The following is a 24293-nucleotide window of genomic DNA, read 5'->3' as shown; positions in this document are numbered from 1 at the left end:
GCTGGCCGGCAACCTCGGGATGGCCGGGAGAATGCATGTGCCGGCCAGCGGCCGGCACTACCGATCAGCCAGAGCGCAATCCGAACCGCGGCCGCAGCAGCAACGCCAGCACCAGCACCGCCAGGAACGCGCCATAGGCATACAGCACCGCCAGCACCTGCGGCCAGATTGGGCCGGCGCCGGGCTGCACCACGCCAATGCGGTAGCCCCACAGCATCGACACGATGCTCAGCGCGAACGCCACGACCAGGGTGGTGCCATCGAACAGGCGCCGCCGCGCGCTGCGCGGCTGGCGCGGAAACAGCCAGTACAGGCTGCCCAGCAGCAGGAACCAGGGCAGGAACAGCAGCAGCGACAACCAGGCCATCGCAGACTCCATGTCATCGCGCCAGAGGCGCGCGGACATCATGCCATGGGTGCTGTGCCACGGTCGTGCCGGCGGGGGTCTTCCCTGTAGAGCCGAGCCCATGCTCGGCTGGGTAGCAAAGCAGCCGAGCGTGGGCTCGGCTCTACAGAGGCGGAGCCGGGTCGAGCATGGCTCGACTCTACAAAGGGCAGGCAGGCCCGGCGATCAGGCCGCTTCGCGCAACGCAGCCAGGGCGGCCAGCACGGCGTCCACCTCGGTTTCCAGCTTGAACAGCTCGCTCTGCAACTGGTCGCCCTGCTCGGCCTGCTTGATCACCGCAATCAACTGGCCGGCATCGCGTGGCGAATCGAAGCCTTCGCTCTGGATCAGCAGCGTGCCGTCACCGGCGGTCAGCTTGAAGTAGAAGCGGCCGTCCTTTTCGCGGTACTGCTTGAACTGCGGCGGCGCCACGCGGGCCACGCCGGCATCTTCGCTGGCGATGCCACCGGCACTGGACAGGTCACGCAGGCCCACCGCATGGCGCAGCTCGTCCAGCAGCGGTGCCGCCAGCTGCTCGCGCAGCTGCTGGCCACGGCGCTTGAGCAGCGCTTCGATCTTCTCCGGCTCGGCCATCAGTGCGTTGTAGCGCTCGCGCAGCGGCGACAGCTCGCTGTCGATACGCTCGAACAGCTGCTGCTTGGCGTCGCCCCAACTGATGCCGGCGGCGAAGGCCCTGGCGAATTCCGCGGTCTGTTCCGGCGTGGCGAACGCCTGGTACATCTGGAACAGCGCCGAGCCCTCGGTGTCCTTCGGCTCGCCCGGTGCGCGCGAGTCGGTCAGGATCGAGAACACCAGCTTCTTCAGCTCCTCGCGCGGCACGAACAGCGGAATGGTGTTGTGGTAGCTCTTGCTCATCTTGCGGCCATCCAGGCCCGCCAGCGTCGCCACCTGCTCATCGATCACCACGTCCGGCAGCGGGAAGTACTCCTTGCCGTACACGTGGTTGAAGCGCTGGGCGAAATCGCGCGCCATCTCGATGTGCTGGATCTGGTCACGGCCCACCGGTACCTGGTTGGCCTTGAAGATCAGGATGTCGGCGGCCATCAGCACCGGGTACATGAACAGACCGGCGCTGACGCCTGCGTCCTCGTCCACGCCTTCCTCGCGGTTCTTGTCCACTGCCGCCTTGTAGGCGTGCGCGCGGTTGAGGATGCCCTTGCTGGCGATGGCGGTCAGGAACCACATCAGCTCGGTGGTCTCGCGGATGTCGCTCTGGCGGTAGAACCACACGTGTTCCGGGTCCAGGCCGCAGGCCAGCCAGCTGGCCGCGATCTCCAGGGTCGCGCGCTGGGTGCGCTGCGGGTCCTGCGACTTGATCAGGCTGTGCAGGTCGGCCAGGAAGAAGAAGCTCTCGATCCCCGGCGCGCGGCTGGCCGCGATCGCCGGACGGATGGCGCCAACGTAGTTGCCCAGGTGGGGCGTGCCGGAGGGGGTGATGCCGGTAAGGACTCGGGTCGTCATGACTGCGTGGGGTAACCTTCGATGAACGGGGCCAGTTTACCTTGCACGCCACCAACCCCGTCAGGGCCTGCGGCGCGTTCATTCACGCAACCCCGCTGGAGACGCCCGATGAAACGCCTGCTGCCCCTGCTGCTGATCCTGCCCCTGGCCGGTTTCCGCCCGGCTCCCCTGCCGCCGCCGGTGTACGACGGCGGCCCCGTGCGCATGGCCCTGGTCGACCGCGACCGCGGCACCGAACTGCGCAGCTACCCTGCCGAGGGCCAGCGCTGGGTGGCCGGCGAGCGCGGCCACCGCTACGCCGTGCGCCTGTACAACGACAGCCCTCGCCGGGTACTGGTAGTGCTGTCGGTGGACGGCGTCAACGCCATCTCCGGCGAGGATGCCGATCCCTCGCAGACCGGCTACGTGCTCAATCCCGGCCAGCGCGCCGACATCACCGGCTGGCGCAAGAGCCAGAACGAAGTGGCGCAGTTCGTGTTCAGCAGCCCCAGCGGCAGCTATGCCAGCCGCACCGGCCGCCCGGACAACATCGGTGTGGTCGGCGTGGCCGTGTTCGAGGAAGCGCGTCGCTGGCGCCCCGAGCCGATCCTGCGCCGTGGCCTGCCGCCGCCGGCTCCAGCCGCACAGGCCGAAGCGGCGGCCGACGCCAGTGCCAGCCGCATCGAGGGTTACGCCAGCAAGTCGCAGGCCCCGGCGCTGGGTACCGGCCATGGCGCACGCGAGCAATCCTCGGTACGCGACACCGACTTCGAACGTGCCAGCCGCAGCCCTGCTCAGGTATTGCAGCTGCGCTACGACAGTGCCCGCAACCTGCGTGCGCGCGGCATCCTGGTCGATGCGCCCTCGCGCCTGCCGCGCGAACCGCAGGCGTTCCCCAACCGCTACGTGCCGGACCCTCCGGCCCGCTGATCGTCCCGCGCAGACAACACGACGCCCGCAACCTCACGGTGCGGGCGTCGTGATGTGGGGGAAACCGAAGCGCTTACTTGTAGTCCGGGTAGTCCTTGCTCACCGCGTCCTGGAACTCACGCACTTCCTTCTCCGCGCGGTCCTTGGCCCAGCCATAGCGTTCCTGCAGGCGGCCGGCCAGATACTCGGCATTGCCTTCGGCCACATCGAAGTCGTCGTTGGTCAGATCGCCCCACTTGGCCTGGGCCTTGCCCTTCAGCTGCGACCACTTGCCGGAAATGATGTCTTTGTTCATTGCTGGGAGTCCTTGGTTGCAACGGCGTTCTTACCGTGGCTCCAGCTTCGCGCAGTCGCTGTTGAGTACCGGTCAACCGGCAATGAAATGCACGCTCACCTGCTTGAATGGTTCACTACGCTTCGACACGTACGCTGCAGAGAAACGCGCAAGCAAAAAGGCCGGGGAGATCCCCCCGGCCTTTTTGCTTTCCGTTCCACTTCAGGCTCAACGGCCCTTGGCGGCATCCTCAACCTTTTCACCGGCCTTCTGCACGTCCTTGCCGGCACCAGCCACGGTGTTGCAACCGGCCAGCAGGGCCACCGAGAACATCGACAACAGCATCAGGGCAACTACGCGCTTCATGGGCTTCTCCTTGGGTTCGCCGCTATACCGCTTCATTCGCGGATGGGATTCTTTCGCTCGGCGGGAGGGCACCAATGCCCACTGCCGCCGCGTGAAGTGCAATCTGGCGGCAGGGGCGTGGAGCGGGCGTGAACGGTTCGGCGATCCGTTCAGCGGGGGGCGGTCAGTCGCGCATCAGGGTGGACTTGCCGAACAGGCTTTCCACCAGGTCCACGGCCAGTTCGGCGGTGGCATTCTGCTTGTCCAGCAAGGGGTTGAGCTCGACGATGTCCAGCGAACCCATGCGCCCGGTGTCGGCGATCATTTCCATCACCAACTGCGCCTCGCGGTAGTTCACCCCGCCCGGCACCGTGGTGCCCACGCCCGGCGCGATGCTGGGGTCGAGGAAGTCGACATCGAAGCTGACATGCAGGTGGGTGTTCTCGTCGATGCCGGCCAGCGCCGCCTCCACCGCGCGCTTCATGCCGTTCTCATCGATGTAGCGCATGTCGTACACATCGACCTTGTGGGTCTTGATCAGGCGCTTCTCTTCCGGGTCCACCGAACGGATGCCGATCTGGTGCATCTGCGCCGGGGTGATCGCCGGTGCGCTGCCGCCCAGACGGGTCAGCGCGTCCGGGCCGAGGCCGCACAGGCAGGCCACCGGCATGCCGTGGATGTTGCCCGACGGCGTGACATCGCTGGTGTTGAAGTCCGAATGCGCGTCCAGCCACAGCACGCGCAGATTCTTCCCCTGCTCGCGGCACCAGCGCGCGACGGCGGTGATCGAACCGATGCCCAGGCAATGGTCGCCACCGAGCATGATCGGCATGCGCCCGGCCTGCAGCTCGGCGTAGCTGGCTTCCATCAGTGCGTGGTTCCAGGCCACCACCTCATCCAGGTGGCGGTAGCCCTCCACCGGCGCGGTCCACGGGTTGCGCGGGCCATCCAGGTTGCCCACGTCGCGCACGTCCACGCCGCGGGCCTCCAGCGCCTCCGGCAGGCCCGCCACGCGCAGCGCTTCCGGCCCCAGCCGCGCACCGCGATGGCCCGCACCGACATCGGTGGGAACGCCAATCAGGGATACGGAAATGGGATGGGCCATGGGTGCCTCCTGCGGTGCGGAAAAAGAAGCACAGTCTAGCCAGAGCTGTGTGACACCACTCGCGGCGGTGCAGCAGGGCATGGGTCAGATCGCCGCGGCCTGCCAGCCGTATCCGGTCAGGCATTCCAGCGCTGGGTCGTCAGGAATTGGACCTTCCGCGATCCACCTCACATCCCGGTCGGTTTCGCCTCTTACGCAAGGCTGTTGTTGTGTCCACGCTGCGCAGGCACCCTGAAGGTGCCGCCTCACTTCCTCAATCATGGAGCACCACGCGCATGAAACATGCACTCAATGGACTTGCGGTACTGGCAATTGCCCTGGGCGGACTGTTTCCCGCCGCTGCCAGTGCACCCTCGCAACGCATCACGCATACGGTGACCTCCGATGCGTATCCCATGCAGACGGCAGGCGCACGCCAGGTACTCGACTGGGTGGCGCAGCGGGTGAAGCCGTCGTTCGCCCCCCAGGGCTACGGCAACGTGCAGGTGGAACGACAGGCAGTCTCCGTAGGACGTGCGTCTGCACGCTCGGATGAATCGATTCCTGGAAAACTGCCAGACCAGGGCATTCCCGGTGAGATCTACCGGGTGGAAAACCTGCTTCCCGACGGCTCCATCCAGACGTGGGAATTCACCTGGGTGGAACCCTCATCCGGCCATGGCGGCGGCTGGGACGTAACCGGCTACACCTACAAGAAGGGAAATGACCCGGTGAACCAGCAGTAGCCGCACTGGGGCAACGCGTGCTGCGTTGCCCCAGTCCGGACATACGCCAACGCCGAATGTTCAACCGCCGCGGCGGCGAACCGGCGTCAGGCTCTGCACCTGGCCGTTGTTGCGCATCATGCACAGGAAGCGGCCATCGGGGTAATCGATGATCAGTTCCTGGTAATCGCTACCCACCGGCATCTGGGTCACCAGCGTGCCCTGAGCGCCCTTGCGCATGTTGCAGGCGCCCAACGCGGTATCGCCCGCCGGCGCCGGGGTGGTCACCGAAGACACATTGCGGAACACCGCGCGGCAGCCGCCATTGACCCACACCGAGTGCCGCGACAGGCCCCAGTTCCTGCCTTCCTCGCAGCGGGTGCGGCTGAGCTGGCGCACGATTTCCACATTGCCGCGGGTATTCAGATCGCACGACACCTGCTGCTCGCCAGTGGATTCGCAGGTGACTTCGCGCGGTAGCGCGGCGTCACCGGTAGCAACCTCGCGCGGGTGTGCGCCATTTGCGGCGGGCGCGGGCGTTCCGCTGGCACTGACCTGGCAGATGCCATTGGCGCCGCCACGGCCGGTATAGCTGATCTGCGGCGTGCCGTCATCGCTGCGGCTGATCGACAGGGTGATGCCGCTGTCGGCATCGCGTGCTTCGAAATAGCGGTCGTTGAAGCGCTTCAGCGCCGTCTCGCGGCCCTGCACGTAGACCGGCCCGCCATCGTCTGCGTGAACATCGATGCCGCCCGGGCAGCTGGCGTTGAAGAACGGCACGGCGGCCATGGCCGGGGCTGCGAAGGTTGTGACCAACAGTGCGACGGTGAGCGGCAGGGCATGGCGACGCATGGGCGGGTCCCGAAGGGCATGTGTCCCCAGTATGTGTCGGGGGTCTGCAAATGGTCTGTGAGGAGAATCAAAAAGCCGGCAGCGCATTCGGGCGTTTGTGTTTGCTATGGTAGATGTGGAGCCTTGCCCGGGCTGTTAAGTCACCTTTACTTCGTGGGCCAGCTCAGGGCATGCGGCAGCGATGGTTCGGGCAGATTTCTCGCTGATGGCGCCACTGCGCAATCTGTCGCTTCTGGCATTGCGATGCCCGAAACGGGCCAAACGCGATAATTCATTTTTCCTTTCAGATCTCCCGATGCCATCGAAACAAACGACTGGCAGGCGGTGATTTCACGTGCGCATGATGAATCGCCACCTTCAGCGAGGTGGCCGGGATTTCCAACCCGAAGACTGAAAGCTGTATACGCTTGCCAGCCGGCGTCGTCCTTTCCAGGTGCGGCGCCGGCTGGCAATCCGTTCGCCGATCGACGGCGGGCGGTGCGTGGGGGCCTCGTGCCCACCGGCTAATTCAGTCCCGGGATTGGAAACCACGTATCGCCCGCCACCTTACCGTGGCGGCACCTCTGTTCCTGACGAGGATGCCCGCATGTCCAGAACCCCTCACCCGTACCTGACCGCCACCCTCGGCGAGGCGGCTCTGCGCCTGCCACCTGAACTGGCGCAGCCGTTGGAAGCCGCTTTCGCCGCCGCGAACGAGGCGCCCGCGCCGATCAACCTGCCCGGCTGCCTGCAGCGCATCCAGGCCGGTGACGCCGCCGATGGACAGCCGTGGCCGGGGCCGGCAGGCACACCTGGTGAAGCGGTGGCTGCCGCGCGCCGGGATCGCGCTGCGGTTGGCTTGGTGTCGCTGCTGGAGCTGTATCACGCCGCCGAGCGCGTGCGCGTGGACGGGGAAGAGAAGGACGATATCGGCGATGGCACGCGCGAAGGGCTGATGCTGGCCTGCCGGGGGCTGGCGGAGTATGTGGCGTTGCAGGTGCGTAGCTGAGGCTGCTGCGGTCGCAGTGTGTGTGCGGCATTGATCGAAGGATCTGCCCGCGCCATACAGTGAGTTGACTCACCGGGTTGGGACGAGAAAACCAGCGAATGGCGGTTTCTTCATTTTCGTTCCATCGCCTTTGCGACCGGCGCCGCGCCGACGCATCATGATCGGCGCATGCCCATGCTGCTCTGGCATGCAAGCGCACACCCAAGGCACGGACCACGGACCCAATCCGCAGTCAAAAGATGCTGTGCTAGATTCAAGAGCGTGACATTGGCGCGAGAGACGCTTTCATGGATGCATGGGTCGAGAAATGCGATTCTTCATCAAAACGCGGACTTCGGCGCCGCCTCTGGATCGCAGCGCGTCGTCGCCTCGCGATCGTTATTCCGGCGCTTGTGCTGACAGCATGTTCGAGCGCCGCGACGCCGCCCCCATCAGATCATGTGAATCAAAGACAGGCCATCAAATCAGGGAGTGAAGCTGGTATGGAGCGATTCAAGAACAGCATCGAGCGATTGTCCAATGTGCGTTTTGGCGATATCGATGCGTTGAACGAACAGCTTCACACGCATCTTGGAAAACCGACCCGGCAGGGCCTGAGAGACGAGCGAACCGCAGAACGTGGAATGTTGGGTGGCCTTGAAGTTCGGAACATCTCACTGAGAAGTGCTGTCGATAATCCTGCGCAGGCGAAGCTGACCTTCGATGTCGCGCCACCGAGCGTCGCGCTCAAAGAAGTCATCTGGGAGGGAACCGCGCAATATCCACCTCGGCCTGATGCCCCTGACTCACGCCCTTACTGGACCGCGCCAGTGAACGGTGCTGAGGTTGTACTCACTCTGGCCCCTGACAATGCGACATTGACCCACGTATTGATCAGTCAGCGTTGACCCCCAGGGCAGGAGCTCCAACATGGAACGTACTGAAGACTCTGTACTGCCGCAGCCGCAGGGGGGGCCTCGCCCAGGACCCGTACGTCGGCCGGACTCCCCGTTAGCTGACCCCTCGCTGGCGCCGCTTCTAGCGAAATCCCCAACACTTCGGGCGGGTCTCGCACAGGCCGAGCGCGACGATCTGGAGGTTGTCTGGGGACAAGCCGGTAGGGGCACCTATCTTGTTCCCGGTGAGAAGATCGTTATTGACGAGAACGCGGTTGGACAAGGCTCCAGAATCGCGCGCTCTCTTTCACACGAGGTGGGGCACCATCTCTTCACCGAACGTCCCGATCCGACGTCCAAGCAATCCTATGTAAACACCCTGCTACGCGGAGAAGCCGCTGCGACGCTCAGTAATGTCCAGGTCCAGCGTGAACTCATTGCGGCCGGTGGACCGGACATTGGCGTGTCGGGTACGGGTAATCGACCGCAACAGTATGGAGCCATTGCCGTTGAACTCCAGGCCGGGCGGATCAATCGAAACCAGGCACTTGGACAGATCGCTGAGGTGTTCAAAACGGAGGCTCCTTCTGTTGGTCCTCATGCGACATACGAGCTTTACTATGGCGCGCACTATGATCAGCACATAGCACCCACGCGGCGTCGACGTAGGCCCGAGCCAGAATTTGACGCCGAGCGCACTTCGGCTGCGGAAAGAGACGCCGTGGTCGCCGACGACTCACTCTCAGTGCAGCGAACAGCTTCCTCAGTAGCTGAACTCGGAAACGCTGACCGCTCTCTCTACATGCAGATAAGAGCGGGTGTGGAACGCTTGGACGCCGAGAGCGGGAAGCAGTGGGATGAGTCGAGTCAGCGCATATCCGCGAGTCTGTTGGTGCTCGCGAAGGAGCAGGGGTTTTCAAGAGTTGACCACGTTGCATTGAACAACCCGACAGAGTCCCTTGCACGTGGCGAGAAAGTATTCATCGTCGAGGGGGCGATGGACGATCCTGCCCAACGCCGTGGAACCATGAATATGATGGACGCGCTTCGCGTGCCTGAAGCAGAGTCCCTTCATCGCGCTGAAGCGTTGGCCGCAAATCTTGAACAGCAGCCGGCGCAGCAGGTTCATGCGCAGGACGGGCCATCGTTTTCAAGGTGAGGCTGTCGAGAAAACAGCTCTGCCGCCCTTCGAACCACCGGGCAGGTACCTGGAGCAGCGCAAAGAGGCGCTGAATCTTGGGGTGGTGCCGCTTATCCGAATCGAACGGATGACCTACTGTTTACAAGACAGTTGCTCTACCAACTGAGCTAAAGCGGCATGGGTGGTGCACCGGCGGCAGCGCCGCGGTCAGGGGATTCTAGCGCAACCGCGTGCATTCCAGCGACCGGCTCTGCGCCGCGCCGCTGCGCTGCTGGGCCTGGGCCGGCTGCGTGCCCGCCGCCAGCTGCCCTTCCAGCCACCATTGGCCGGCGTCGCCGCTGGCGACCAGGCGCGGCTGGAAGCCGGCGGCCTGCACCGCCGCCATGCGCCGTTCGGCGCCTTCGCGGTTGCGGTACTGGCCCAGCGCCACGGCGTTGGCCTCCTCGCCCTGGCTGATGATGTAGTAGTCGCTCAGGCCGGCGGCGACAATGCGTTTCACGGTGGCCTGGGCTTCATCACGGTTGGCGGCGGCCGGCAGCATCACCCGGTAACGGGCGCTGCCGCTGGCAGCGGGCTGTTCGCGCAGGCGCACCTGGCTGAGCAGCGTGCCGGCCTTGCCCTGCGCGCTGGTCGCGGCGGCACGGTCGGCGAACGGGCCCAGCGCGACGCAGCGCGGCGGCTCGGCGGCCGCGGGCGGGGTTACGGGCTTTTCCGCTGCCGGAACGGGTGCAGGCGGTGTTCCCGGCTTGGCAGCGTCAGCAACCGGCGTAGCGTCAGCCACCTGCGGCCTGGCGATCTCCGGCTTTGCCGGCGCAACGGGCGCGGGTGTCGCAGCCACCGCGGTCTTCGCCGCCGGTTCGCGCTCCATCAGCGATGCGGTCGGGGCGGCCGCAGTGGCCTCGGCTGCGGCATTCGCATCCGCGCCACCCGGCACCCAGCGCAGCTCGGCGACGCCAGCCGGTTGCGGCGCAGGCGCGGGCTTCTGCGGCGCCTCGCGCAGCAGCCACCAGCAGGCGACGCCGAGATTGAGAATGGCCAGTACGACGATCAGGACACGGGTCAGCATGCGCGGATACTAGCGCGCGGGCTGGTGCACCGCCCAGCGGGCGAGGCCATCCAGCACCAGCGAGGGGTGGTAATCGGCAGCGGGCAGCAACGGCATCAGCGCCGGTGCGCCGCCACCGTGCACGAGCAGCGACGGTGCCACGCCCAGCAGCGTGTGCGCGTGCTGTGCGCTGCGTTCAATCAGCGCCACCGCAGCGCCATCGCAGCCGGAGGCCAGCGCGTCGGCGGTGTCGTTGGCGAACTCGCTGTAGCCGCCACCGGTCGCGGGCAGCTGCACGGCACGGGCGTGCAGTGCTTCGCGCATGGTGGTGGGCGATGCGGAGATGCGGCCACCGTGGTGCTGGCCGTCGGCATCGAGCAGATCAATCGTCAGTGCGGTGCCCACGCCGACCACCAGCACCGGGCGCTGCGCCTTGGCCGCAGCCAGCAGGGCGAGGAAGCGGTCGACGCCGAACTTTTCCGGCCTGGCATAGGCAATGCGCACGCCGGCGCATTCGGCGCTGGTGCGCACCACATGCACATGCTCGAAGCGGCGTTGCAGCTGGTCCAGCATCGCGCTGGTCAGCGACGGTGCCGCCACGCTGGCCACGAACGCGGTGCGGCCGCTGGGCAGGCTGTGCGGCGGCTGCCCGGCCATGCCTTCGGCGCCATGCGCCCAGGCCTGTACGTCACCGGCACGGTCACCCTGCAACGGCGCGAACTTGAAGCGCGAGTTGCCGAGGTCGAACAACCAATCGCTCATGCCGCCCTCACGCTGACTTCTCCGGCGTGCAGCAGGCGTTCCTGGCCATCGATGCGCACGCGCAATGCGCCGTCATCAGCCAGGCCAAGCGCAGTACCGTGCTGCCACTGCCCGTCCAGTTCCACGCGCACTTCGCGGCCGGCCAGCATGTCGAAGGCAGCGTAGCGCGGCAGGAACGGAGCGAGGCCTTCGCGATCGAATTCTTCCAGCGCCGGCAGCAGGCGCGCCAGCACGGCAGCAACCACCCCATTGCGGTCCACCGGCTTGCCGGCCAGCGTGTCCAGGTCCACCCACGGCTGGGTGATCTGCTCGCCGAACGACGGCGGCATGTGGGTGTTGATGCCGATGCCGATCACCGCGCGCGCCGGGCCGGCGTATTCGCCACCGCCCTCGGCAAGCAGGCCGACCAGCTTGCGCTTGCCATCGACGATCAGGTCGTTCGGCCACTTCAACTGCGCTTGGGTGTAGCCCAGGTCGTGCAGCGCTTCGGCCACGGCGATGCCGGCCACCAGGCTCAACCCGGCCAGGCGGCCCAGGCCGCCGGAGTACAGGCGCATCACCGACAGGTAGATATGCGCGGCCAGCGGCGAGGCCCAGGTGCGGCCACGACGGCCGCGGCCACCGGTCTGGCGTTCGGCCAGCAGCACGCTGACCCCGCGCTGGGGCGCGCTGCACCGCAGCAATTCAGCGTTGGTGGAGTCCACCGTCCAGGCCACCTGCAGGTCGTGCAGCAGGGCCTGGGCATCGGCGGGCAGGCCGGCGCGGATCGCCGCCGGGTCCAGCAGGTCGACCGGGCGGGTCAGGCCATAGCCCTCGCCAGCACGGCCCTCGATGTCCACACCTGCGGCCCTAAGCCCTTGAATACGCTTCCAAATAGCCGCCCGGGTCTGGCCCAGCTCTCGGGCCAGGGCGTCGCCGGACAGGCGACCGGCAGCGAGTTTGGCCAGCAATTGGCGATCGTCCACGGCAGCTTCCACGAAGTCAGGCAGGAATTATGCGGGAAAGCCGCCAGCGACGCCTGCCACGCTGGGTTCCGCAGGGGCTTCCAACGGGGCGCCGGGTTCGGGCTAGAATCGGGAACTCACCCTCCCTTAACGTGGATGTCGTCAATGCGCCGTTATGCCCATTGCCTGATCCTGCTGATGATGCCCTTCGCGGCGTCTGCAACGGCAGCGCTGGACGACAGCCGGGGCGCCTGCGTGTCCTCCAACGGTGATGCCGCCTCGCAGCGCGCGCCGACCGCGACCGCCTCGGCTGCGACCACCAAGCCGACACCGGTACGCCCTGCGGCCAGCAGTGCCACCAGCACCGGGGGCGGCGGCAGCGACGACGACGTGCTGCAGCGCATCCGTGCGCCGAAGTGGCACAGCTACCTGCCGGGAATGTTCCGCTGATCAAGTCGTTGCTGCAGTGGCTGCGGCCCTCGCCGCGGCCGATCGACGATGCGCTTTGGGAAGACGCCTGCCGCCGTGCGGCCTGGCTGCACGGCCTGGACGACGAACGCCGCGCGCGACTGCGCGTGCTGGCCACGCGCTTCCTGCATGAGAAGACCATTACCCCTGTCGGTGAACTGCAACTGCAGGCTGGCGATGGCGTGCTGCTGGCGGCGCTGTGCTGCCTGCCGCTGCTGGAATTCGGTGAAGTGGGGCTGGAAGGCTGGTCGCAGCTGATCGTCTACCCGGATGCGTTCCGCGTGCACCGCAGCCACATGGATGCGGCCGGCGTGTTGCACGAGTGGGATGACGAGCTGATCGGCGAGTCGTGGGACAGTGGTCCGTTGATCCTGTCCTGGGCCGATGTGCAGGCCGACCTGGCCGCGCCGCACGACGGCTACTGCGTGGCGGTACATGAGATGGTGCACAAGCTCGATGCACTGGATGGTGCGATGGACGGCACACCGCCGCTGCCGCGGCAATGGCAGCGCGAGTGGGCGGCCACGTTCCAGCGCGCCTACGACGCCTTCTGTGCGCAGGTGGACGCAGATGAAGAGACGCTGATCGATCCGTATGCGGCCGAGGCGCCGGAAGAGTTCTTCGCGGTAGCCAGCGAGTACCACTTCTCGGCACCGGATCTGCTGCAGCAGGCGTTGCCCGAGGTCGCCGCGCAGCTGCGGCGGTTCTATGGCGAGCCGCCGAAGATCGAATTTCGGTAGTGCCGGAACACCCTGCGTTGTTGCGCCAGACAATGCCCGGCGGACGGGAATGCGAGGTTTACGGCCCCGGCGGCAAGCGCACTTCGAAGCGGGCGCCACCCAGTTCGGCTGAACGGCCCACGGTCAGTTCGCCGCGGTAGTCCTTGATCAGGTCCTGCACGATCGACAGGCCGATGCCGTGGCCCTGCACGCGCTCGTCGCCACGCACGCCACGCTGCAGTACCTTGCCGATGTCATCCGGGGCGATGCCCGGGCCATCATCGTCCACCGCCAGCAGCAGGCCGGCACGGCGTGCGTTCGGCGCCGGCAGCGGCTGCGCGGTCAACAGCACGCGGCGGTTGGCCCACTTGAAGGCGTTCTCCAGCAGGTTGCCGAGCAGTTCCTGCAGGTCGCCCGGTTCGCCGTGGAAGCGTGCGGCCGGGTCGATATCGAATTCGCACAGCACGCCCTTGGCGGCGTAGACCTTTTCCAGGCCACGCACGATTTCCTCGGCGTTGGACTCGATCGGCAGCGGCGCGGAGAACAGCTTGTGGCCCGACGAGGCCGCGCGTGCCAGCTGGTACGAAACCAGGTTGTTCATGCGCTGCAGCTGCACGTCCAGTTCTTCGCGCAGCGCACCGTCGCCGGCGCCGCTGTCCATCTGCGTGCGCAGTACCGCGATCGGCGTTTTCAGGCTGTGCGCCAGGTCGGCCAGGGTGTTGCGCTGGCGCTCGAGGTTCTCTCGCTCGCTTTCGATGAAGGCGTTGATGCTGTCGGTCAGCGGTTCCAGCTCGCGCGGGTGGCGCTCGCTCATGCGCTCGGTCTCGCCACGCTGCACCTTGGTCAGCTCGGTGATCACCCGGCGCAACGGGCGCAGGCTCCACTGCAGGATGACGGTCTGCAGCAGCAGCAGGATCAGGCCGATGCCGCCCAGGTAGAACCAGACGCGGCCACGGAACACGCGCAGCTGCGCACCCAGCGCGCGCGAGTCTTCCATCACGTAGATGGTGTACGGGAATTCAGTGGCGGGGTCGGCGTCGGCGCCCCACACCAGGCCCAGGCCATAGCGGTACACCGAGCCCTGGCTGCCATCGATCTGGATCATCGGCAGCGGGCCTTCGAACACTTCCTGGCGCGGCGCCAGCAGGCCGCCGCCCACAGTGGGCAGCATGGGCCCTTCGGCGGACATCGAATTGCCCTTGCCGTGCGGCATCACCACCTGCAGGTACAGGCCACTGCCGGGTACGTCGAAGCGCGAATCCGGCGGCTGCTCGCGGATGTACAGCGAGCGGTCGCGGGTGAAGTCGATGCCGGCCGCGTAGGAGGTGGCGTAGTTCTTCAGGCGCTCACGCAGGTTCGCCTTCGCCGTATCGGCGAAGGCGGCGTCGAGCGCGTAGCCGGCCAGCGCCAGGAACGCCACCAGGCCCACGGACGCGGCGAGCATCTGGCGCGCCTGCAGTGAGCGCGGCCGCCAGCGTCGGAAGAACCACAGACGGCCGGACATCGTGTTATCGCCAGGGTGAGCCGGCTCAGCCCTCGTTGCGCGGGATCGCGAAACGGTAGCCGCGACCGCGCACGGTCTCGATCGGCTTCAGTTCGCCATCCGGGTCCAGCTTCTTGCGCAGGCGGCCGATGAAGACCTCCAGCACGTTGGAGTCGCGGTCGAAGTCCTGCTGGTAGATGTGTTCGGTGAGGTCGGCCTTGGAGACCAGTTCACCGGCATGCATCATCAGATACTCCAGCACCTTGTACTCGTAGCTGGTCAGGTCGACATTGCTGCCGGCCACGCTGACCGTCTGGGCAGCAAGGTCCAGGGCGACCGGGCCGCATTCCAGGGTCGGCTTGCTCCAGCCGGCGGCGCGGCGCAGCAGCGCGTTGACGCGGGCCAGCAGCTCTTCGACGTGGAACGGCTTGACCAGGTAATCGTCGGCGCCCTGCTTCAGGCCCTCGACCTTGTCCTGCCAGCTCGAACGCGCGGTCAGGATCAGTACCGGGAACTTCTTGCCTTCGTCACGCAGGGCCTTGATCAGCTCCATGCCCGACATCTTGGGCAGGCCGAGGTCGATGATGCCGACATCGAACGGAACTTCGCGCCCCATGTAGAGGCCTTCCTCGCCGTCCTGCGCAGCATCGACGGCAAAGCCTTCGCGCTTGAGCCGGGCTGCCAGGGTCTCACGCAGCGGGGCTTCGTCTTCGACCAGAAGGATACGCATGAACTCTCCCTAGTGTCCTGGGTGTGGCCCGGAGGCCTGTGGGGTACGGGTTGATAGCGACGACTATCCCTGTTCAGGGGTTATCGCCGCGTAGTGATGACATATCCGACCGCGGCGTGCGCGGCTGTGAACGCGACGGGGCGGGGTCGTCCATGTAGCGGACCCGGCCCCGGTCGTCCATGTACTTCACCCGGTTGATATCACGACCATCGAACGGCACGCGCTCGGCGCCGAGGATGTGGCCGCCGGTGCTGCGCTGCACGCGGCGCACGGCGTCGGACAGCGAACGCTCGTCGCCACGGTTGCCACGCTCTCCCCGATCCATCATTTCCGCCCGTGCCTGCTCGCCGCGCGGTGGCTGTTGCGCCAGCGCCGAAGACAGCGGCGCAGCCGACAGCACCACGCAGGTGGCCAGGGCAATGCGGCAATGGAAGGGAGCGGAAGACATCGATGCGATCCTAGCCGAGCACGGCGATTCGTTCAAAAGTCGTAAATCCGGGAGCCGGGTGCAGGACCCGGCCTTTACAATTCCTTTGCAAATTCTTGGTTTGAGGCAGTGAATCCGGTCTGAACTTTTCCGGCCGCAGCCCTGTAATGTTCAGCTAGGTGAACATTCGGGACGAATCGCCGTCCCTTGTCAAGTCAGGAATGTGACTGCGGTCACGCTGCGGCGCGATCAGCTTCGCGCTCAGTGACCGACAGCGCCTGCTCGACCAGGATCCAGTCGGCGCCCGGGCGGTGCGCGCCCTCGCTCAGCACCTGGCGGAACGCGCGGCCACCGGGCTGGCCGTGGAACAGGCCGAGCAGGTGGCGGGTGATGTGCTTCAGCGCCAGGCCTTCGCCCAGGCGCGCTTCCACGTAGGGACGCAGCGTGCGCAGCAGGTCGCCACGGGCCTGCAGCGGGGCGCCGGTCTGCAGCGCCTCCAGCTGATGCAGCAGGTAGGGGTCGTGGTAGGCCGCGCGGCCCAGCATCACGCCATCGACGTGCGCGGCCTGCGCCTGCACCGCCTCGATGCTGGCCAGGCCGCCATTGAGCACCACCGGCAGCGCCGGGCGCTCCTGCTTCAGGCGGTAGGCCCAGTCGTACTTCAGTGGCGGAACCTCGCGGTTCTCCTTCGGCGACAGGCCCTTCAGCCACGCGTTGCGCGCATGCACCACCACCATTGCGGCACCGGCGGCGACCTGGCGGTCGACGAAGGCGGCGAACACGTCATAGTCGTTGTCCTCGTCCACGCCCAGGCGGCACTTCACCGTCACCGGGATCCCGATCGCGTCGACCATCGCCGCCACGCAGTCGGCTACCAGCGCCGGCTCGCGCATCAGGCAGGCGCCGAAACGCCCCGCCTGCACGCGGTCGGACGGACAGCCGCAGTTGAGGTTGACCTCGTCGTAGCCCCACTCCGCGGCGATGCGCGCGGCCTGCGCCAGCAGCGCCGGGTCGCTGCCCCCCAACTGCAGCGCCAGCGGCTGCTCGCTGCGGTCGAAGCCGAGCAGGCGCTCGCGATCGCCGTGGATGACCGCATTGGCGTGCACCATTTCCGTGTACAGGCGCACACCCGGCGCCAGTACGCGGTGGAACACGCGGCAATGGCGGTCGGTCCAGTCCATCATGGGGGCCACGGACAGGCGAATTTCTTCACTTTTCAACGTTTTCATATACTTAAGACCTGTCAGGGGCACAGCAAAGCACCCAATTTTTCCCAATTTTTCCCGGTGATTCCCATTCATCTGTACCATCCGTGTGCCAAGCCGGCCTTGGCACAACACGGACTGGCACAACTATGGCAACGCTGCAGAATCGGAACGGCCGCTGGCGCGCTATGGTGCGCCGCAAAGGCCACAAAGAACAAACCCGCACATTCCCCACCAAGACCGCCGCTAAGACCTGGGCTGACCGCGTAGAGCGCGAGATGGCCGACCTTGAAGCGCGAGGCGGGACCGCCGGCGACGAAACCACGATCAACGAACTCATCGCCTGGCGCACGGAGACCTTGGCCAGCGTAAAGGCGGTGTCGAAGACACAGTCCGGCAACATGACCCGCCTGCAGGAGAGCCTGGGGCACATCGCGGCCAGACAACTTACCGCCGGCGACGTGATCGAGCACGCTCGGCGCCGGGTCACCGGAAACCACATGACCGGCAAGGGGGTCATTATCCCAGCTTGCTCGCCGGCAACCATGAACGTAGAGCTGGGCTACCTTTCCGAGCTGCTGAAGCTGGCCGCACCCCTGAAAGGCGTAAAGCTGCTGGTGGACCCAGTCGCGGAGGCCCGCCCCGCCCTGCGGCTGCTTGGGCTGGTTGGGAAGTCCAAGCGGCGCGACCGAAGGCCGACCGATGCGGAGCTGGAGCAGCTGCGCGACCATTTCATGCAGGCGGCCTGGCGCTCGCAGATTCCGATGGCGGACATCATCGATTTCGCGATTCTGTCGGCGAAGCGCGAAGGCGAGATTACCCGCCTACTGTGGTCAGACATCGACGTGGCCACGAGGACCATCCTCCTGCGTGACGCCAAGCATCCAAGGAAGAAGGCGGGCAACCATAAGCGGTTTGCGCTGCTGGGTGATGCCTGGAACATCGTGCAGCGACAGCCGCGGATCGAGGGGGAAGACCGGATCTTCCCCTACAACACGAAATCGATCAGCACGTCATTCACGCGGGCCTGTATTCGGTTAGGCATCGTGGATCTGTGCTTCCACGACCTCAGGCATGAGGCAACGTCGCGGTTGTTCGAGCAGGGCTACGATATCCCCGAGGTTGCGTCGGTTACGCTTCACGAATCGTGGAACGAGCTGAAACGCTACACCCAGCTCCGACCGGAAACGCTGCATCGCCCGTTGCTACCCGGAAAAGACCGTCTCAAATGAAGTCTCGGACCCTTCTTTCAGCGAGTGGAATTGGACTACCAGCGGCTGCATGTGGCGCGCTGGGAGGATATCTGGCTGCTACACATGGTTACGCTGTGGACTGGCCGGCGACTGGCGCCATGCTTCAAGGCGAGGCGGCCATTCTCGGCGCCTGCGCTGCCTTGTGGGGCGTGAACCAGTGGCGCAAGGAACTTCGCTATAAGCGCAATTCCGATCTTGCCGTAAAGGCCCTCACTGCCGCAATCGGGTTGGAGCAGAGCCTTAAAATTGCGCGACGTCCTACGATGGAATGGGAAATTGATCGAGCTTTCGAACGGGGGCGCGTGCTAAAACTGTTCTCTTACGAATCCCGCCTTAAAGCGCTCAAGGATCCAGATCATAGTTCTGAGCTTGGCGCGCTTCTCAATCAAGTTGCAGCCATCTTCGGCCCTAGCCACCGGGATGCCATCAATGCGCTCCTGATGACCCACACGCTCGTGATATCCGCGTTGGAGCAGTCGATTGTGCTTCGTAGGAGCATTGACACGCCGAACCCGATGGGTAATGCCTCTGAGGCCATTGAGGCGCTTTCCTTTAGCTTGTTCCCGAAGGACAACGGGGAAGATGGCCTCGGAGAAGGCATTGAGGTTGCCGCTGAGCGCATAAGAGAGCTGTTTCAGAAATCCATGTAGGCGTTTGCAATGGTCATCACATAAATTCGGGCCTGCTCGCCTAAGCTCCACTTCATGTGCGGCCGCTTCGTCCAACGCCCTGTCCTCGACTTCGGCCTGCCGTCGCTGGTCGACCTCGCGCCGGCGTTGGCCGAGATCCCGCCCAGCTACAACCTGGCGCCCACACAACGGGCGTCGGTCATCCTCGACCGGGGAACGGGCCGCCAGGTGTCCCGGCTCGCGTGGGGCCTGTTGCCGTTCTGGGCCAAGGCCAAGAACCTGCAGGGTTCGACCATCAATGCACGCATCGAGACGGTGGCCACCAAGAACAGCTTCCGGGCCGCGTTCAAGAAGCGCCGATGCCTGGTGCCAATGGCGGGCTACTACGAGTGGTCGATCAGCGACGTGGACGGCAAAAAAGATCCTTGGTTCATCCACGCCGACGGTCCACTTTGGGCTGCAGGTCTGTGGGAGGACACCAGCCCGCTGCTGCCTGACGGCAACCTGGGCACCTTCACCATCATCACCGGCGACAGCAGCGGGGTGTCGGCCGATATCCACGACCGGATGCCTGTCTGGATCGACCCTGGCCAGCTCGACGCGTGGCTCACGGCTGAGCCGGAGGAAGCGATGGCGATGCTGCTGGCTTCCGAGCCGCCCGCTATGCAGGCTTACCGCGTGAGCCGGGCTGTGAACACCCCACGCAACAACACCGAGCAGCTCCTGCATCCCGTAGCCTGAGCGTATGCCGACAGGCGTCTACCCCTGCCAGCCGAAAGGCGGCTCGATGTGCAGCTTCTTCAACCTGTTCGCCCGCACCGCCTCTCGATAGGCCTCGATCTTGGCCACATCCTCTCGCAGGCGGTTCTCGTGCCTGGTCACCCACATCTCGGCGCCGGCACGCCCCTGCTCGTAGCTGGTACACCAGCGGACCGGCCCGCCGGGACCATGCCGGTGCCGGTCAAGACTGGCGATCCAGATCCCGTCGTTCACCCGTTGCATCAGTGCGACCACCCACACGCCGCTGCAAGCGATGACCGTGGGGGCATCGTCCGGGAGGCTGGCAGAGCGCGTCGTCCAGTAGAAGTCGGGGGGCAGCGGCATGGCCGGCAGGATACGGCTGGGCGTCGCAAACGCTGCGACAAGGGCGCGGGTTGCAAGCGTGAGCGCGTGCGGCGGCAGGGAAGCTGATGGCCCCCTTACGCGCGATAGAGTGCAATTTTTGAGGTGACCACGGGAAAGAGGTAACAAAGGTAATCAGCCCATCAAACCCGGTCAATTAACTTTTAAAATCAATTACTTATATGATCTTCATGAAGGTAACAATAGGGTAACCTTCGAGTAACCCGATTACCTTTTGGGGAGGTAACATCAGCAGACTAAAAATTCCTTATCAATCAATGACATTACTTTGTAGGTGGCAGAAAATTACCTCCCATCACCTCAAAAGGTAACCACCTTTATGCTTTTGTAATCAAAGGATTAGACCCTGTTCGGGGCAGCGTGTTACCTGGTTACCTCCTTCCCGTGGTCACCTGAAAAATCGGACCTGTCGAGAAGGGTCAGGGAACGCCCGCAGAGGGCCTCGCAGGCGCCCCTCTCGCGCAGGGAACCGCAGGGCCAGGCGTTGGCTGGAAACCCCGGAGAACGCCATACAGGGCCGGGGCTGGGCTTTGCTGCGGGGAGTGCAGAAAAAGCACCCTATGAAGTGCGCAGGCGTGGCGGGGAGACGAGTGCGCACGCCAACCGACAAACGGCTTGACCCGCCCCCGGCGTCGCGGTCTCATGCGGCCTAACGAATGGAGACCAATGGCATGGCAGCGGTCAGCAGGGAATGGTTGGAGGCGCTGGTGCAAGACCGCGCGCAGGAGTCGGTGCACCTGGACTTCAAGCGCGAGCAGCCCTCGAAGAAAGAGGAAGGCCGGAGGGAGCTTCTTAAAGACGTCTGCGCCCTAGCCAATACTGAAGGCGGGCGAATTGTGTACGGAGTCGAGGAGGACGACGATGCTTGCGCCTCCCGCATCGTGCCAATCGCTGGTGAAGAAAGCGACGCCGCGCAGCGTCGCTTGGATCAGTCCATCGTGGACGGCATCCAGCCAAGGCTTGTGGGATGCACGGTCACAGCACTCACTGTCGCTTCCGGATACGTGTTGGTGATTGATGTCCCACCACAGTACGGCGGTCCCTTCCAGTCTTTCTTCAACAACCAGCGGCGATTCACTTACCGTCAGGGCACCATGAATATCGAGATGGACTACAACCAGCTCCGCGCCGCATTCCAAATGCGCGGTAGGGCACTGCAGGAAGCATCAGCATGGCGACGCTCTCGGCTGAACCACATTAATGACGCGATCCGCAGGAAGCGACTGGTGGATAAGGCTTGGCTCATCGTCCATATCATGCCTTTCAGTGCCTTGTTCGAAGGAGACCTGATAGACCTTAATGCTCTAGCGACCTCCCACCGAAGTGTGATCCACGATCACGCTGACTTCCGCACATTCACTGCCGATGGCCTGGTCTATCAAGATGCACGGCCAGGTCAGCGCCCGGAGGAGTTCGTTAGGTTCTTCCGCTCTGGATTGACTGAATTCGGTTGGCTCGGAGACAAGCGATCGTCTGACGGCATGCTACTTGTCCGGGGGCTGACAGCAGCCGTAACAATCCGCGAACTGGTGTATCGCTGCGCATCTATTCTGGTGGAGCTCGGTGTCTCAGGGCCTGCGTATATTTCGCTGTCCGGCTTGCTGATTGAGAGCCACCGCCTTTACTACCGAGGCCCTGACTTTGACGAGCAGACGCCGGAGCCTTGGGAATCCGAAATGGAGCCTCCGATGCTCGAAGTGAGCAGCCTGTCCGAACTAGCCTCTTCTCCAGATACCTGGTGCCGTCAGCTATCGGACATGCTGTTTCAGACTTTCGGCTTAGAGCGCTGTCCCTATTACGACCGTCAAGGCAAATGGAAGCCGCCCGGACTTTAGGCGCACGATCCAACAGAAAAGGCCGCTGTTAGGCGGCCTTCTTTTGTAAGCGCAGATCACTGACTGCCCAATCTACTGGTGGCAACGTCATAGTAGTGCCGGGTCATCTCTATGCCGGTCCATGCGTACCCCTCCTCATCCGCAGCCACCAGGGTGGTGCCCGAACCTGCGAAGGGATCGAGGATGCGGCCGCCCTTCTCGCAGATGCGCACCAGCTGGCGCATCAGGTCGGTCGGCTTGCCGGTCAGGTGGTGCTTGTCCGCTTTGCGTACCGCCTCGCGGAACACGCCCGGCAACGTAGGCGCAGCCCGGCCCAGCGGCATCCCGCCCTTGCTGCCCCATACGACGTACTCGGCCTGGTTGGAGAAGCGGCCACGCTGCGGCCGCACGCCGCCCGTCTTGTCCCAGACCGCCACACCGCGCCAGGTGAAGCCGGCGCATTGCAGCGCGTCGGTGGTCAGTGGCAGCTGTCGCCAATCGGTGAACAGCAACACCGGCGCACCATCCCGGAGTACGCGGTTACATTGCGCCAGCCACAGCTGCATCCACGCCAGGTGCGAACGCTGGTCGCGTTCATCGCTGGGGAAGTCCGCATGCAGGTACGGCCCACTGCTCTGCATGTACTTCTCGTTCGGGCTGCGCTGGCGTGCGGAGGCGTGCGTGCCGCCGCTGGCGTATGGCGGGTCAGTGATGAGTGCGTCGAAGCTGTTGGCCGGCAGGGTCGGCAGGACGGTCAGCGCATCGCCGTGGATCAGTTCGTTCTTCATGGGCAGAGCCTTCTTCGTGGTGTCGCTCGCGGCGATCCGTGGAGAGGCTCTGGGCCTTCATGTGGTTCATGTCCCCACACCGGGGGCACTTCATCTGTAGGTCGTAGTCGCCAGCCGCTTTGGCCAGCAGGCGCGCACAGGCGCCGCAGCGCAGGTTCTGTCGTGCTTGATTCATGCAGCTGCCGCTCCCAGCTCGAAGGCGTCGAAGCGGATCACCTCTTGGCCCAGCCATTCGTTGATCGCAGTCATGCGCGTCTGCAACGGGGCAAGCTCCATCGCCGCCCACACCGCCGCTGCGTCCCGGATCGAGCCAAAGCCGCCGCTGTTCTGCGGGACGATACCGAGCAGCTGCGGCGGCACCCGCAGCGCAGCCAGCATGTCATCACGGGTCACGCTCTTGATGCCGGTGAATTCGTCCCTGGCCGCGACCTCGCTGACCGGGATCACCTGCAGGCCGTCCTTCTTCCCATTGGGCGAGTGCACGAACAGGTTTTTGAAGTTGCCCGGCCCGCGCGACTGCCGCAGTGCGTCGCGCAACGCATCCACGTCCATGCCCTCGGGTTGGGGATCGGTCATGTAGAGGATGTAGCCGGCGTGCGAACCGTTGTTGTAATACTTCCGGCGGAACAGCGTGGCCGACTCGTTCAGCAACGCGGCCTGTACGGCTGGCATCCATTCCGGCAGACCGTAGATTTCCTGATCGGCATCCGCCTCCCGCAGCTGGAACACCTCACCAGCGGGAAACTCATGCTCTACCCGTCCGGCGCGCACCTGGAAGAACTCACCGGGCTGCACGCCACGGCGCACGTACTGCGCCAGCGGCACCGCCAGACTGTGCGCGGTTCCTGACATGGGGCGGCGACACTCGACATACCCCATGCCGAAGGTGGTGTAGTCCAGCGCCAGCTGCGAGAACACCTCGCGGCTCAGCAGCCGGTGCGGCCGGAACGTGCGCACCAGCATGTTGCGTTTGAACGTCAGGCCGCTGTGCAGGTAGGGGTTGGAGCGCGTGGTGCGCGATAACCCTTGCAGATCCACCGGCGGCTCGAAGTAGCGGCCATTGCGCCAGCATTCGAGGTAGTCAAGGAAGCCACGCGATTCCAGTACCGGGCTGGCCTCGCCAAAGGTGAAAGCCTCGATACTCGCCGGCGGCGCGCTGGGTGCGCCGTGGTCAGTGTCGGTCATCAGAAAATCTCCATGGTGCCGCGCGCAGCCTGTCCGCCTTCCAGCGGTTCATTCTGCAGCGCGTGCATGAGTGCCCAGGCCAAGTCGGCATGGCCAGTGGTACGCGAGCGCCCTGCGGTGTATGTCACCTGGCGCCCGCTCGGGGTGATGGTTTTCTGGATCGCCAGCAGCGATTGCGTGAGGTCGGTCCAGCCGGCGTCGTATTCCAGACGCTCGTTCTTGATGACGTCGAACGTCTTCAACACAAGCCGCGTCTTCACCTCGGGCGAGTAGTTGAAGACGGTCACGCCGGGGAAGAATTGGCGCACCAACTGCGCAACGCCCGTGCCCATGCCGGTCGCGTCGATGCCGATGTATGTAACCCAAAAGCGAAGGCTGATCTGCTGGATGAACGCGGCCTGCGCGGCAAAGTCCATGCCCTTGAACTGATGACGCTCCAGCACACGGAACTTGCCGCCAGGCACCAGCGGCGGCGCCACCACCACGATGCCCGCGCTGTCGCCAGTCTCGGCCGGGTCGTAGCCGATCCACACGGCGCGGTCGCCGTAGGGACGGACGGCATGCGGCTTGTAGTCGTCCGCCCACTCGACCCAGCTATCCACCTGGCAGGGCTGCAGCATGGTGAGCGGGAACACGCT

Annotated in this window: 28 protein-coding genes, 1 tRNA gene and 1 pseudogene; 11 read left to right on the top strand and 19 right to left on the bottom strand. The window is 65.1% G+C overall.

Going from position 1 to position 24293, the window contains the following annotated elements; translation table 11 throughout:
- Positions 1 to 64 precede the first annotated feature (64 nt).
- Positions 65 to 367 (bottom strand): hypothetical protein, encoded by a 303-nt coding sequence (locus tag HMPREF3114_RS07280; RefSeq protein WP_032954673.1) that lies wholly within the window; start codon positions 365 to 367, stop codon positions 65 to 67.
- 204 nt (positions 368 to 571) lie between these two features.
- On the bottom strand, positions 572 to 1867 hold the full coding sequence (locus HMPREF3114_RS07275) for a tryptophan--tRNA ligase (RefSeq protein ID WP_053498770.1): 1296 nt from the start codon (positions 1865 to 1867) through the stop codon (positions 572 to 574).
- 108 nt (positions 1868 to 1975) lie between these two features.
- On the opposite strand from HMPREF3114_RS07275, the gene HMPREF3114_RS07270 reads away from it, so the two are divergent.
- Positions 1976 to 2776 (top strand): hypothetical protein, encoded by an 801-nt coding sequence (locus tag HMPREF3114_RS07270; RefSeq protein ID WP_053498768.1) that lies wholly within the window; start codon positions 1976 to 1978, stop codon positions 2774 to 2776.
- A 73-nt stretch (positions 2777 to 2849) separates the two neighbouring features.
- Here the strand turns inward: HMPREF3114_RS07270 and HMPREF3114_RS07265 are convergent, their stop codons facing one another.
- The 3 genes from HMPREF3114_RS07265 to rocF form a co-directional block, all read right to left on the bottom strand.
- Complete coding sequence (locus HMPREF3114_RS07265; RefSeq protein WP_004153772.1) at positions 2850 to 3071, bottom strand: CsbD family protein; 222 nt, start codon at positions 3069 to 3071, stop codon at positions 2850 to 2852.
- Positions 3072 to 3278: 207 nt separating this feature from the next.
- Positions 3279 to 3416 carry an entericidin A/B family lipoprotein gene (locus HMPREF3114_RS07260; protein ID WP_005407710.1) on the bottom strand — a complete coding sequence of 46 codons (138 nt, stop codon included), beginning with the start codon at positions 3414 to 3416 and terminating at the stop codon, positions 3279 to 3281.
- A gap of 163 nt (positions 3417 to 3579) precedes the next feature.
- Positions 3580 to 4500: an arginase gene (gene rocF, locus HMPREF3114_RS07255; RefSeq protein ID WP_053498767.1), complete on the bottom strand. Its 921-nt coding sequence runs from the start codon at positions 4498 to 4500 to the stop codon at positions 3580 to 3582.
- Between the two features lie 209 nt (positions 4501 to 4709).
- Between rocF and HMPREF3114_RS07250 the strand changes: the two genes are divergently transcribed.
- Positions 4710 to 5225, top strand: coding sequence for a hypothetical protein (locus HMPREF3114_RS07250; RefSeq protein WP_229766027.1), 516 nt, complete (start codon positions 4710 to 4712; stop codon positions 5223 to 5225).
- A 60-nt stretch (positions 5226 to 5285) separates the two neighbouring features.
- Here the strand turns inward: HMPREF3114_RS07250 and HMPREF3114_RS07245 are convergent, their stop codons facing one another.
- Positions 5286 to 6056 carry a DUF3011 domain-containing protein gene (locus HMPREF3114_RS07245; protein ID WP_053498763.1) on the bottom strand — a complete coding sequence of 257 codons (771 nt, stop codon included), beginning with the start codon at positions 6054 to 6056 and terminating at the stop codon, positions 5286 to 5288.
- A gap of 586 nt (positions 6057 to 6642) precedes the next feature.
- Between HMPREF3114_RS07245 and HMPREF3114_RS07240 the strand changes: the two genes are divergently transcribed.
- The 3 genes from HMPREF3114_RS07240 (at position 6643) to HMPREF3114_RS07235 (ending at position 9078) form a co-directional block, all read left to right on the top strand.
- Complete coding sequence (locus HMPREF3114_RS07240; RefSeq protein ID WP_053498761.1) at positions 6643 to 7044, top strand: hypothetical protein; 402 nt, start codon at positions 6643 to 6645, stop codon at positions 7042 to 7044.
- A 287-nt stretch (positions 7045 to 7331) separates the two neighbouring features.
- A complete protein-coding gene (locus HMPREF3114_RS20960; protein ID WP_139726619.1) occupies positions 7332 to 7931 on the top strand; it encodes a hypothetical protein in 600 nt (199 codons plus the stop codon).
- A gap of 22 nt (positions 7932 to 7953) precedes the next feature.
- Positions 7954 to 9078, top strand: a complete 1125-nt coding sequence (locus tag HMPREF3114_RS07235; protein WP_080375088.1) for an XVIPCD domain-containing protein — start codon at positions 7954 to 7956, stop codon at positions 9076 to 9078.
- 83 nt (positions 9079 to 9161) lie between these two features.
- Here HMPREF3114_RS07235 and HMPREF3114_RS07230 read toward each other — a convergent pair.
- The 4 genes from HMPREF3114_RS07230 to birA all read right to left on the bottom strand — a co-directional run bounded on the left by HMPREF3114_RS07230 (position 9162) and on the right by birA (position 11832).
- Positions 9162 to 9237 (bottom strand) — tRNA-Thr (locus HMPREF3114_RS07230).
- 40 nt (positions 9238 to 9277) lie between these two features.
- Positions 9278 to 10126 (bottom strand): SPOR domain-containing protein, encoded by an 849-nt coding sequence (locus HMPREF3114_RS07225; RefSeq protein ID WP_053498759.1) that lies wholly within the window; start codon positions 10124 to 10126, stop codon positions 9278 to 9280.
- 9 nt (positions 10127 to 10135) lie between these two features.
- Entirely contained in the window at positions 10136 to 10867 is a 732-nt protein-coding gene (locus HMPREF3114_RS07220; protein WP_053498757.1) for a type III pantothenate kinase, read from the bottom strand.
- Positions 10864 to 11832 carry a bifunctional biotin--[acetyl-CoA-carboxylase] ligase/biotin operon repressor BirA gene (birA, locus tag HMPREF3114_RS07215; protein ID WP_053498755.1) on the bottom strand — a complete coding sequence of 323 codons (969 nt, stop codon included), beginning with the start codon at positions 11830 to 11832 and terminating at the stop codon, positions 10864 to 10866. The genes HMPREF3114_RS07220 and birA overlap by 4 nt, the downstream gene beginning before the upstream one ends.
- Positions 11833 to 11976: 144 nt before the next feature.
- Between birA and HMPREF3114_RS07210 the strand changes: the two genes are divergently transcribed.
- Both HMPREF3114_RS07210 and HMPREF3114_RS07205 read left to right on the top strand, forming a co-directional pair.
- On the top strand, positions 11977 to 12261 hold the full coding sequence (locus HMPREF3114_RS07210; protein ID WP_046428091.1) for a hypothetical protein: 285 nt from the start codon (positions 11977 to 11979) through the stop codon (positions 12259 to 12261).
- Positions 12228 to 13019, top strand: coding sequence for a M90 family metallopeptidase (locus tag HMPREF3114_RS07205; protein ID WP_162911609.1), 792 nt, complete (start codon positions 12228 to 12230; stop codon positions 13017 to 13019). Before HMPREF3114_RS07210 ends, HMPREF3114_RS07205 begins: the two co-directional genes overlap by 34 nt.
- A 58-nt stretch (positions 13020 to 13077) precedes the next feature.
- Here HMPREF3114_RS07205 and HMPREF3114_RS07200 read toward each other — a convergent pair whose 3' ends face one another.
- The 4 genes from HMPREF3114_RS07200 to dusA form a co-directional block, all read right to left on the bottom strand.
- Positions 13078 to 14502 (bottom strand): ATP-binding protein, encoded by a 1425-nt coding sequence (locus HMPREF3114_RS07200; RefSeq protein WP_053498753.1) that lies wholly within the window; start codon positions 14500 to 14502, stop codon positions 13078 to 13080.
- Positions 14503 to 14527: 25 nt separating this feature from the next.
- A complete protein-coding gene (locus HMPREF3114_RS07195; RefSeq protein ID WP_004136763.1) occupies positions 14528 to 15211 on the bottom strand; it encodes a response regulator transcription factor in 684 nt (227 codons plus the stop codon).
- Between the two features lie 73 nt (positions 15212 to 15284).
- On the bottom strand, positions 15285 to 15659 hold the full coding sequence (locus HMPREF3114_RS07190; protein WP_005420623.1) for a hypothetical protein: 375 nt from the start codon (positions 15657 to 15659) through the stop codon (positions 15285 to 15287).
- Positions 15660 to 15871: 212 nt separating this feature from the next.
- Positions 15872 to 16867: a tRNA dihydrouridine(20/20a) synthase DusA gene (gene dusA / locus HMPREF3114_RS07185; protein ID WP_070489491.1), complete on the bottom strand. Its 996-nt coding sequence runs from the start codon at positions 16865 to 16867 to the stop codon at positions 15872 to 15874.
- Positions 16868 to 16992: 125 nt separating this feature from the next.
- Here dusA and HMPREF3114_RS07180 point away from each other — a divergent pair, with 125 nt between their 5' ends.
- The 3 genes from HMPREF3114_RS07180 to HMPREF3114_RS07170 all read left to right on the top strand — a co-directional run bounded on the left by HMPREF3114_RS07180 (position 16993) and on the right by HMPREF3114_RS07170 (position 19466).
- A complete protein-coding gene (locus HMPREF3114_RS07180) occupies positions 16993 to 18075 on the top strand; it encodes a site-specific integrase (protein ID WP_070489489.1) in 1083 nt (360 codons plus the stop codon).
- Between the two features lie 95 nt (positions 18076 to 18170).
- Positions 18171 to 18746, top strand: a complete 576-nt coding sequence (locus HMPREF3114_RS07175; protein WP_176746372.1) for a hypothetical protein — start codon at positions 18171 to 18173, stop codon at positions 18744 to 18746.
- Between the two features lie 54 nt (positions 18747 to 18800).
- Positions 18801 to 19466: an SOS response-associated peptidase gene (locus HMPREF3114_RS07170; RefSeq protein ID WP_070489485.1), complete on the top strand. Its 666-nt coding sequence runs from the start codon at positions 18801 to 18803 to the stop codon at positions 19464 to 19466.
- An 18-nt stretch (positions 19467 to 19484) separates the two neighbouring features.
- On the opposite strand, the gene HMPREF3114_RS07165 is transcribed toward HMPREF3114_RS07170, so the two are convergent.
- Positions 19485 to 19829, bottom strand: coding sequence for a hypothetical protein (locus HMPREF3114_RS07165; RefSeq protein ID WP_070489484.1), 345 nt, complete (start codon positions 19827 to 19829; stop codon positions 19485 to 19487).
- A 710-nt stretch (positions 19830 to 20539) separates the two neighbouring features.
- Between HMPREF3114_RS07165 and HMPREF3114_RS07160 the strand changes: the two genes are divergently transcribed.
- Complete coding sequence (locus HMPREF3114_RS07160) at positions 20540 to 21703, top strand: AlbA family DNA-binding domain-containing protein (RefSeq protein ID WP_070489482.1); 1164 nt, start codon at positions 20540 to 20542, stop codon at positions 21701 to 21703.
- 56 nt (positions 21704 to 21759) lie between these two features.
- Here the strand turns inward: HMPREF3114_RS07160 and HMPREF3114_RS07155 are convergent, their stop codons facing one another.
- The 4 genes and pseudogenes from HMPREF3114_RS07155 to HMPREF3114_RS21430 all read right to left on the bottom strand — a co-directional run.
- Positions 21760 to 22470, bottom strand: a complete 711-nt coding sequence (locus HMPREF3114_RS07155; RefSeq protein ID WP_070489480.1) for a DNA-methyltransferase — start codon at positions 22468 to 22470, stop codon at positions 21760 to 21762.
- Positions 22388 to 22645, bottom strand: coding sequence for a Com family DNA-binding transcriptional regulator (locus HMPREF3114_RS20595; protein ID WP_083297584.1), 258 nt, complete (start codon positions 22643 to 22645; stop codon positions 22388 to 22390). Before HMPREF3114_RS20595 ends, HMPREF3114_RS07155 begins: the two co-directional genes overlap by 83 nt.
- Complete coding sequence (locus HMPREF3114_RS07150; RefSeq protein ID WP_070489478.1) at positions 22642 to 23655, bottom strand: phage portal protein; 1014 nt, start codon at positions 23653 to 23655, stop codon at positions 22642 to 22644. The genes HMPREF3114_RS20595 and HMPREF3114_RS07150 overlap by 4 nt, the downstream gene beginning before the upstream one ends.
- Positions 23655 to 24293: pseudogene (locus HMPREF3114_RS21430) on the bottom strand (terminase); the annotation flags it as partial. The gene HMPREF3114_RS07150 and the pseudogene HMPREF3114_RS21430, both read right to left, overlap by 1 nt.

The organism is Stenotrophomonas sp. HMSC10F07, from assembly GCF_001807895.1.
GTDB classification, from domain to species: domain Bacteria; phylum Pseudomonadota; class Gammaproteobacteria; order Xanthomonadales; family Xanthomonadaceae; genus Stenotrophomonas; species Stenotrophomonas sepilia.
The sequence above is the reverse complement of the archived record's forward strand: the minus strand, read 5'-3'. Positions and strand labels throughout refer to the sequence as shown.